At 69.6% G+C, this 9,847-nt stretch carries 7 protein-coding genes; 6 read left to right on the top strand and 1 reads right to left on the bottom strand.

Translation table 11 applies throughout. The features are described 5' to 3' along the window. Window positions 1-661: 661 nt before the first annotated feature. Complete coding sequence (locus BLS56_RS08485; protein WP_091449419.1) at window positions 662-2,638, top strand: alpha-1,4-glucan--maltose-1-phosphate maltosyltransferase; 1,977 nt, start codon at window positions 662-664, stop codon at window positions 2,636-2,638. Between the two features lie 6 nt (window positions 2,639-2,644). Here BLS56_RS08485 and BLS56_RS08480 read toward each other — a convergent pair whose 3' ends face one another. Next, complete coding sequence (locus BLS56_RS08480) at window positions 2,645-3,043, bottom strand: DUF6463 family protein (RefSeq protein ID WP_091449418.1); 399 nt, start codon at window positions 3,041-3,043, stop codon at window positions 2,645-2,647. A gap of 16 nt (window positions 3,044-3,059) precedes the next feature. Between BLS56_RS08480 and BLS56_RS08475 the strand changes: the two genes are divergently transcribed. The 5 genes from BLS56_RS08475 to glgB all read left to right on the top strand — a co-directional run bounded on the left by BLS56_RS08475 (window position 3,060) and on the right by glgB (window position 9,647). Continuing rightward, entirely contained in the window at window positions 3,060-3,644 is a 585-nt protein-coding gene (locus tag BLS56_RS08475; protein ID WP_175482740.1) for a TetR/AcrR family transcriptional regulator, read from the top strand. 128 nt (window positions 3,645-3,772) lie between these two features. Next, window positions 3,773-5,572, top strand: coding sequence for a maltose alpha-D-glucosyltransferase (gene treS / locus BLS56_RS08470; protein ID WP_091449416.1), 1,800 nt, complete (start codon window positions 3,773-3,775; stop codon window positions 5,570-5,572). Then, window positions 5,569-6,930: a maltokinase N-terminal cap-like domain-containing protein gene (locus BLS56_RS08465; RefSeq protein ID WP_091449415.1), complete on the top strand. Its 1,362-nt coding sequence runs from the start codon at window positions 5,569-5,571 to the stop codon at window positions 6,928-6,930. Before treS ends, BLS56_RS08465 begins: the two co-directional genes overlap by 4 nt. Before the next feature lie 126 nt (window positions 6,931-7,056). Next, complete coding sequence (locus BLS56_RS08460) at window positions 7,057-7,485, top strand: CBS domain-containing protein (RefSeq protein WP_091449667.1); 429 nt, start codon at window positions 7,057-7,059, stop codon at window positions 7,483-7,485. 5 nt (window positions 7,486-7,490) lie between these two features. Beyond that, window positions 7,491-9,647 (top strand): 1,4-alpha-glucan branching protein GlgB, encoded by a 2,157-nt coding sequence (gene glgB / locus BLS56_RS08455; RefSeq protein ID WP_175482753.1) that lies wholly within the window; start codon window positions 7,491-7,493, stop codon window positions 9,645-9,647. Window positions 9,648-9,847 lie beyond the last annotated feature (200 nt).

Here is a 9,847-nt window from a genome sequence, read left to right as displayed (position 1 = left end):
GGGAGCGCGGGAGCGCGGGAGCGCGGGAGCGCGGGAGCGCGGGAGCGCGGGAGCGCGGGAGCGCGGGAGCGCGGGAGCGCGGGAGCGCGGGAGCGAATTCTGGAGTATGAGGCGATGACGCCGGGCCACGGGACAAAGAGTTCGGGAGTCTGAGCCGGGTCGAGGGTGCGAAGCCGAGGCGCGGAGGCGCGGAGGCGCAGATAGCGGGGGGTGTAGCAAAGAGGGCGGGAGGAAGTGCCGGATCACAGAGCGAAAGCGTCGAGGCATGGGGTGAAAACTCATGACCACGGATCGAGCTGGCGAGCGGCGAGGCCGAGGCGAGGGCGCGGGACCAAAGCGCGGGGCCCCCGGCCGAAGGCGTGGGGCACGGACCGAAAGCGCGGGTCGTCGAGCGAAGGTGCCAAGCCGGGCGAAAGTGCGGGCTGCGGACGCCGGGTGCGAAGAGACGGGGACGCAGAAGTGGCGAGGCGCGAGGCGGGGGTTGTTGATCGAGTGGGTGGTGTGGCAAGGGTTCTGGGTGCGGCGGACTGGGTATGACCGATAGATGACCAATCACCGTTGGGCGGCGCGGTGGCTGGCGTTAGGTGGAGGTCGTTGTGTAGGACTGGCCTTGGCAAGGCAGACTGGGGACAAGCAGTTGCGACGGGAAGGAGCCTGACCGGTGAGCGGTCGGCTGGGCATCGATGACGTCTCCCCGATCGTGTCTTGCGGTCGGTATCCGGGGAAAGCCGTTGTGGGGGAACACATTCCCGTCCGTGCCACCGTGTGGCGGGAAGGGCATGACGCGGTCGCGGCCACCGTTACCTGGCGGGGGCCGGGGGACGCCAAGGCTCGGCGGACGCGGATGCGGGTCGATGGGGTGGATAGCGACCGGTGGGTCGCGGAGATCGTGCCCGACGGGGAAGGGCTTTGGACGTTTCGGGTGGACGCCTGGAGTGATCCGTGGTCCACGTGGCGGCACACCGTCGAGGTCAAGGCTGGGGCTGGGCAGAGCGCCGACGAATTGGGCAACGATCTCGAAGTCGGGGCCCGGCTGTTGGAGCGGGTGGGGCGGCGGCCCGACCGCAGTGGGGATCGGAAGCTGCTGCTGTCCGCGGCGCGGGCGTTGCGCGACCCGACCTTTCCGCTGTCCGTGCGGATCGCGGAGGCGCTGTCGGAGCCGGTGCAGCGGGTGATGACGACGCACCCGGTGCGGGAGTTGATCACACGGGGGAAGACTTACCAGCTTTGGGTTGATCGCAAGGCCGCGCTCTACGGGTCTTGGTATGAGTTCTTTCCGCGTTCGACCGGTGGGGTGGACGCCGAGGGGAGGCCGGTGCACGGGAACTTCCGGACGGCGGCCAAGGAACTGGAGCGGGTCGCGGCGATGGGGTTCGACATCGTCTACCTGCCCCCCATTCATCCCATTGGGTCGGTCAACCGGAAAGGCCCGAACAACAGCGTCGAGTCGCAGCCCGGCGACGTCGGGTCCACCTGGGCGATCGGGTCGTCCGACGGCGGCCATGACGCCATCCACCCCGAGTTGGGGACCTTTGAGGACTTCGACGCCTTCGTCGCCCGCGCCCGCGAACTCGACCTGGAGGTCGCGCTCGACTTCGCGTTGCAGTGCGCGCCCGACCACCCGTGGGTGATCAAGCACCAGGAGTGGTTCACCACCCGCCCGGACGGGACTATCGCGTACGCGGAGAACCCGCCTAAGAAGTACCAGGATATTTACCCGATCAACTTCGACAACGACCCAGAGGCCCTCTACGCCGAGGTGCTGCGCGTGCTCTTGGTGTGGGTCGACCACGGGGTTCGGGTGTTCCGAGTGGACAACCCGCACACCAAGCCGCCGGACTTCTGGGCGTGGCTGATCCGCCAGGTGAAGGCCGTCGCCCCCGACGTGCTGTTCCTGTCCGAGGCGTTCACCCGGCCCGCGCGGCTCTACGGGCTGGCCAAGCTCGGGTTCACCCAGTCCTACACCTACTTCACCTGGCGGACCTCGAAGCACGAGCTGACCGAGTTCGGCGTCGAACTCGTCGAGCACGCCGACGAGGCGCGGCCCAACCTGTTCGTCAACACCCCCGACATCCTGCACGAGTCGCTGCAGCGCGGGGGGCCGGGGATGTTCGCGATCCGGGCGGCGCTGGCCGCGACGATGTCGCCGACCTGGGGCGTGTACTCCGGCTACGAGCTGTTCGAGGGCCAAGCCGTCCGCGAGGGCAGCGAGGAGTACCTCGACTCCGAGAAGTACCAGCTCCGGCCCCGCGACTACGCCAAGGCGCTCGCCGAGGGCCGGTCGCTGCAGCCGTGGCTCACCCGGCTCAACGCGATCCGGCGCGCCCACCCCGCCCTGCAGCAGCTGCGCACCCTGCGCTTCCACCACATCGACAACGAAGCCCTGATCGCCTACTCCAAGACCGACCCGGCGACCGGCGACACCGTGGTCTGCGTGATCACCCTCGACCCGCACAACGCCCAGGACGGCACGCTGTGGCTGGACCTGCCCGCCCTCGGCCTCGACCCGAACACCGCGCACACCGCGCACACCGCGCACGACGAGGTGTCCGGGCAGAGCTGGCAGTGGGGCACGGCCAACTACGTGCGCCTCGAACCGTGGCAGTCGGTGGCCCACATCGTCCACATCCGACGGTGAGCCCGGTCAGGCGGTGACCCTGGACCGGTCACCGGCCACGAGCAGGCCGCCGACGAGCGGGATCAGCCACCCGGGTGAGACGGGCAGCAGCACGACGGCGATCGCGCCCCACACCAGGATCGCCCAGCCGAACGCCGCTGGCACCCGGTGCCCCTGCCGGGCCGACCACAGCACGTACGCGCCGAACAGCAGCAGCGGCATGGCGAAGCTGCCCGGGGTCAGCCAGAACGCCTCGGCCGCGGCCAGCCGCGCCGCGCCGGGGTCCAGGGTGACCGTGTTCCACACGCCGCCGCCCGCGATGTCCGACCAGACCTGCGAGCGGGCGATCGCGGAGACCACCAGGTGCGCGAAGCCGCCCACGATGGCGATCCAGCCCGCCGTCCGAGTAATGTTGACGCTGTTCACATAGGGGATGTTAACAGTGTCAACATCGACTGCCAAGCCGTACCACCACGGCGATCTCCGCCGCGTCCTGATCATCGCCGCTCGCGACCTGCTAGGCGAGACCGGCGTGGCGAAGCTGACCCTGCGCGGGGTCGCCGCCCGCGCCGACGTCTCCCCCGCCGCCCCCTACCGTCACTTCGCCGACCGGGAAGCCCTGCTCGCCGCGGTCGCCGAGCAGGGCTTCGCCGACCTCGCCGCGGCCATCACCCCGCCGGGGGATATCGACCCGCTGGCGGCGCTGCGCGCGATCGGAACGTCCTATCTGGAGTTCGCCGTCGCCGAGCCGCACCTCTATCGACTGATGTTCGGCGCCGCCGTTCCGACGGGGCCGACCCCGACCGCCGAGGCGCGACTGAAAGCGATCTTCGCGGCGGCGCTGGAGCGCGCGAACCTCGCTGGTGTGATCACTGTGCGAAATCCGGGTGACGTCATGCTCACCATGCGCTGCCTGATGCATGGTTTGGCCTCAATGGTGGTAGACGATCAGGTGACGCCCTCGGACGCCGCCGATGCCGCCCGCCGGGTGATGGACGTGGTGGACGTCGGACTGCTCCCGCGCTGATCCCCGCAGGACCGGTTCGCGACAGAGGGGAGGCCCGGGAGGTCCGACAGAGTTTGGCTGTGCGTGCGCCGCTACCCGCGTGGTACGCATTGCCAACCGACAACGACGACGGTGACAGGGCGACAAGCATGACGGTTCAGGACTCCACCGCGCCCGACGCGGCTCTGGGTCTAGCGGGCATCCCACACACCGGCGAGGCGGTGACCGCTGACGGTCACCTGACCGAGCCCCAAGCCGAGGACTTCAACCACGCGCGGTCGGCCCCGCCCGATCCGCAGTGGTACAAGAACGCGGTCTTCTACGAGGTGCTTGTCCGCGCGTTCAACGACTCCGACGGCAACGGCACCGGCGACCTGCGCGGGCTGGCCGACAAGCTCGACTATCTACAGTGGCTCGGCGTCGACTGCCTGTGGCTACCGCCGTTCTACGCCTCCCCGCTGCGCGACGGCGGGTACGACATCTCCGACTTCCGGGCAGTGCTGCCCGAGTTCGGGACAGTCGACGACTTCAGTTACCTCTTGGACCAAGCGCACAAACGCGGCATTCGGGTGATCACGGACTTGGTCCTCAATCACACTTCCGACGCGCACCCGTGGTTCCAGGAGTCGCGCCAGCACCCGGACGGTCCCTACGGCGACTACTACGTGTGGTCCGACACCGATGACCGCTATCCGGACGCGCGGATCATCTTCGTGGACACCGAGACGTCGAACTGGACCTACGACCCGGTGCGCGGACAGTTCTACTGGCACCGGTTCTTCTCCCACCAGCCGGACCTGAACTACGAGAACCCCGAGGTCCAGGAGGCGATGCTCGACGTCCTGCGGTTCTGGCTGGACATCGGCATCGACGGGTTCCGGTTGGACGCGGTGCCGTACCTGTTCGAGGAGGAGGGGACCAACTGCGAGAACCTGCCCCGCACGCACGAGTTCCTCAAGCGCTGCCGCAAGGTCGTGGACGACGAGTACCCGGGCCGGGTGCTGCTGGCCGAGGCGAACCAATGGCCCGCCGACGTGGTGCAGTATTTCGGCGATCCCAGCATCGGCGGCGACGAGTGCCACATGGCCTTCCACTTCCCGCTGATGCCGCGGATCTTCATGGCCGCGCGCCGGGAGTCACGGTTCCCGATCTCGGAGATCCTGGCGCAGACGCCGTCGATCCCCTCGGGCGCCCAGTGGGGCATCTTCCTGCGCAACCACGACGAGTTGACCCTGGAGATGGTCACCGACGAGGAGCGCGACTACATGTACGCGGAGTACGCCAAGGACCCGCGGATGAAGGCCAACATCGGTATCCGCCGCCGGTTGGCGCCTCTTATCGATAACGACCGCAACCAGCAAGAGCTGTTTACCGCGTTGCTGTTGAGCCTGCCCGGTTCCCCTGTCCTGTACTACGGCGACGAGATCGGCATGGGCGACAACATCTGGCTGGGCGACCGGGACGCGGTCCGCACGCCGATGCAGTGGTCGCCCGACCGCAACGCGGGCTTCTCCCGCTGCGACCCGGGCAGGCTGTACCTGCCCGCGATCGCCGACCCGGTGTACGGCTTCCAGGCGGTCAACGTCGAGTCCCAGATGAACAACACCTCGTCGCTGCTGCACTGGACCCGCCGGATGCTGCAGGTCCGCTCCGAGCACCAGGCGTTCGGCCTCGGCGACTTCACCGAGCTGGGCTCGTCGAACCCGAGCGTGCTGGCCTACCTGCGCAGACACGGCGACGACGTGGTCCTGTGCGTGAACAACCTGTCCCGGTTCCCGCAGCCGGTGGAGCTGCACCTGTCCGATCACGACGGCTGCGTCCCGGTCGAGCTGACCGGCGGGGTGCGCTTCCCGGCGATCGGCGAGCTGCCGTACCTGCTGACCCTGCCCGGACACGGTTTCTACTGGTTCCAGATCACCGCGCACCTTGAGGAGGGCGAACCCCTGTGAGCACCCGGCCCCTACATGCCGTGGCGTCCCTGACGGACGACCTGCGCGCCTGGCTGCCCGCGCAGCGCTGGTTCGCGGCGAAGGGGCGGGAGCTTTCCAGTGTCCGCGTCGAGAGAGCGACGCTGCTCTCCGGCGGCGACCCGGCGCTGCTGCACGCTGTGATCGAAGTGGACGACGGCGAGCGGTACCAGCTGCTGATCGGCGTCCGCGACGAGCTGACCGACCAGTTGCACGCGTCGTTCATCGGCAAGCTCGGCGAGTCGTTCGCCTATGAGGCCACGCAAGACCCCGAGCTGATGGCGGTCCTGCTCGACCTGCTCGCGCACGGCTCGGACGAGGGCGGGCTGCGCTGGGAGCGCGAGCCCGGCGTGGAGGTGGTGACCGGGCTGCGGGCCCGGCCGGTCGGGGTGGAGCAGAGCAACACCTCGGTGGTGTTCGGCTACCACTACATCTTCAAGCTGTTCCGCAGGCCGGTCCCGGGGAAGAACCGGGACGTGGAGCTGCACCGGGCGCTGTTCCGGGCGGGCAGCAAGCAGGTGGCCGAGCCGGTGGCCGTGGTCGAAGACGGGGGCGAGGGGGCCGTGCTCGGCTTCGCCCAGCGCTATTTCGCCGACGCCGTGGAGGGCTGGGCGATGGCAACGGCCAGCGTCCGCGACCTGCTGGCCGAGGGCGACCTGCACGCGGGCGAGGTCGGCGGCGACTTCGCGGCCGAGGCGGGCAGGCTGGGCACGGCGGTGGCGCAGGTGCACGCCGACCTGGCCGCGCAACTGGGCGCGGAGACGGTCGGCGCGGACCGGATCGGCGGCGCGGTGGACCAGATGCACGGCAGGCTCGACGCCGTGCTGGCCGAGGTGCCCGCGCTGGCCGAGCACGAGCCGATGCTGCGCGCGGCGTTCGACGCGGTGCGCGGGCTGGCTGAGGGGGTCGAGGTGCAGCACGTGCACGGCGACCTGCACCTCGGGCAGGTGCTGCGCACCACGACCGGCTGGGTGCTGATCGACTTCGAGGGCGAGCCCGCGTCCCGGCCGGACGAGCGGCTGCTCATGCGCTCGCCGCTGCGGGACGTGGCGGGGATGCTGCGCTCGTTCGACTACGCCGCGCTGCACCTGCTCGCGGGCGACGATGCCGACACCCAAGCGGATCACCAGCGGTTGACCCGGGCGGCGGAATGGGCGGACCGCAACCGCTCGGCGTTCTGCGCCGGGTACGCCGCCGTCGGCGTGGGCGATCCGCGCGCGCAAACGGTGCTGTTGCGGGCTTTCGAGCTGGACAAGGCCGTCTACGAGGTCGCCTACGAGCACCGCAACCGGCCGGACTGGGTGGGCATCCCGCTCGCCGCGATCCGGCGGGCGGGCTGAGCCATGGCCCGAATCGGCGTTGCGACTTTTAGGCAGCATGAGTTCCGGGTAGTCACAAACGTGGTTAACCTGATCGGCAAGACCCGCTTACCGGGTGACGCCATGGTCAGGATCGGGGTGTCCAGCATGCGGATCGCGGATGTGTTGCGTGGCAAGGGAGCCGAAGTCGCCACCGTGGGCCCCGACTCGACCGTGACCGACCTGCTCGCCGAGCTGGCCCGGCACAACGTCGGCGCCCTGGTGGTCGCCGACGGCGGCGAAGTGGTCGGCATCGTGTCCGAACGCGACATTGTGCGCAGGCTCGCCGAGCGGGGCGCGGACCTGCTCGCCGTCCCTGTTTCCGACATCATGACGACCTCGGTCGTCACCTGCGGACCCGACGACAGCGTGGACAGCCTGGCGGCCACGATGACCGAGCGCCGGATCCGGCACATGCCCGTGGTGGCCGACGGGGAGCTGGCAGGCATCGTCAGCATCGGCGACGTCGTCAAGAGCCGCATCAGCCAGCTCGAAACCGACCGTGACCAACTCCAGTCCTACATATCCCAAGGTTGATCCTTTTGGTTGACGAGATCGAGCGCCTGCTCGCTGGCGCGCACCACGATCCCCATTCCCTGCTCGGGGTCCACCCGGACCCGGCGAAGCCGGGCGGGGCGGTGGTCCGCGCGCTGCGGCCCAACGCCAAGTCCGTCGCCGTCCTCGTCGGCGGGCAGCGCCACGAGATGAGCCCGATCGCCGACGGCGTCTACGAGGTCACGCTGGCCGAGGCGCCCAACGAGTACCTGCTGGAGGTCGACTACGGCGCGGGCCCCGAGCTCGTCGACGACCCGTACCGCTGGCTGCCCACGCTCGGCGAACTCGACCTGCACCTGTTCGGCGAGGGCCGCCACGAGCGGCTGTGGGAGGTGCTCGGCGCGCACGTGCGCGCCTACGACACCCCCCTGGGCGTCGTGGAGGGCACCTCGTTCGCGGTGTGGGCGCCGACCGCGCGCGGCGTGCGGGTGTGCGGGGACTTCGACGGCTGGGACGGCCGGGCCAACCCGATGCGCTCGCTTGGCTCGTCCGGGGTCTGGGAGCTGTTCCTGCCGGGCGTGCCGCCGGGCACCCGGTACAAGTTCCGCATCCACGGCGCGGATGGCAGCTGGCACGAGAAGGCCGACCCGATGGCGTTCGCCACCGAGGTGCCGCCAGCGACCGCGTCCGTGGTGTCCACATCGGACCACGTCTGGAACGACGCCGAGTGGCTGCTGCGGCGGGACGCGACCCAGTGGAGTTCGGCGCCGATGAGCGTCTACGAGGTCCACCTCGGCTCATGGCGGCAGGGCCTGGGCTACCGGGAGCTCGCCGAGCAGCTTGGCGATTACCTGGTGGAGCACAACTTCACCCACGTGGAGCTGCTGCCCGTCGCCGAGCACCCATTCGGCGGATCTTGGGGTTACCAGGTCACCTCTTATTACGCGCCCACCGCGCGGTTCGGCACGCCCGACGAGTTCCGCCAGTTCGTGGACGTCCTGCACCAGCGCGGCATCGGCGTGCTGGTGGACTGGGTGCCCGCGCACTTCCCGCGCGACTCGTGGGCGCTGGCCCGCTTCGACGGCAGCCCGCTCTACGAGCACGGCGACCCGCGCCGGGGCGAGCAGCCCGACTGGGGCACGCTGGTGTTCGACTTCGGCCGCACCGAGGTGCGCAACTTCCTCGTCGCCAACGCGCTGTACTGGATCGAGGAGTTCCACGTCGACGGCCTGCGGGTCGACGCGGTGGCCTCGATGCTCTATCTGGACTACTCGCGCAAGGAAGGCGAGTGGCTGCCCAACGTCCACGGCGGCCGGGAAAACCTCGACGCCGTGCGGTTCCTGCAGGAGCTGAACGCGACCGTCTACAAGCACCACCCCGGCGTCGTGATGATCGCCGAGGAGTCCACGGCCTGGCCTGGCGTCACCCGCCCGACACACCTGGGCGGGCTCGGGTTCGGTTTCAAGTGGAACATGGGCTGGATGCACGACACGCTCAACTACCTCGGCCACGACCCCGTGCACCGCTCTTACCACCACAACGAGGTCACCTTCTCGCTGGTGTACGCGTGGAGCGAGAACTTCGTGCTGCCGCTGTCGCACGACGAGGTGGTGCACGGCAAGGGCTCGCTGTGGTCGCGGATGCCCGGCGACGACTGGAACAAGGCGGCCGGGCTGCGCGCCCTGCTGGCGTTCATGTGGGCGCACCCCGGCAAGCAGCTGCTGTTCATGGGCGGCGAGTTCGGGCAGACGCAGGAGTGGTCGGAGTCGCGGTCGCTGGACTGGGACCTGACCCAGTACGAGCTGCACCGGGGCATCCAGGCACTGGTGGCTGACCTGAACGCGGTCTACCGTAACCAGCCCGCGCTCTACACCGACGACACGCGTCCCGAGGGCTTCTCCTGGATCGACGGGAACGACTGGGCGAACAACGTGCTGAGCTTCCTGCGCCTCGGCGGGGACACCGAGCTGCTGTGCGTGGCGAACTTCTCCGGCACCCCGCACCGCGATTACCGCGTCGGGCTGCCGCACACCGGCCGCTGGCGGGAAATCCTCAACACCGACGCGCGGGTCTACGGCGGCTCGGGGGTGGGCAACTTCGGCGGCGTCGACGCCGAACCCACGCCCTGGCACGGCAGGCAGGCGTCCGTGGTGCTGCAACTCCCGCCGCAGGGCGTGGTGTGGCTGGTGCCCGAGAGCTCCTGAGATGGACGATCAAGCCCGGACGGCGACGTGCTGGGGCACACTGAGCGGGTGCGTCCCCGAATCCGCCCCCGCACCGCCGCCCGGTCGGCAGCCGCCCGGTTAACCGCGGTCCGCTTAGCCCGGTTAACCGCGGCTCGGTTAGCCGAGGTGCCGTCAGCGCCAGTCCAGTCGGCTCTTGTCCAGCCTGCCGCAGTCCGGTC

The organism is Actinokineospora iranica, from assembly GCF_900101685.1.
Lineage (GTDB): Bacteria > Actinomycetota > Actinomycetes > Mycobacteriales > Pseudonocardiaceae > Actinokineospora > Actinokineospora iranica.
Note: the sequence above shows the minus strand (reverse complement) of the source record. Positions and strands in the feature narration are given on the sequence as shown.

Excerpts from the sequence above, each read along its gene's own strand:
- treS (WP_091449416.1), top strand. The coding sequence starts at position 3,773 with ATGACGGTTCAGGACTCCACCGCGCCCGACGCGGCTCTGGGTCTAGCG.
- BLS56_RS08460 (WP_091449667.1), top strand. The coding sequence starts at position 7,057 with ATGCGGATCGCGGATGTGTTGCGTGGCAAGGGAGCCGAAGTCGCCACC.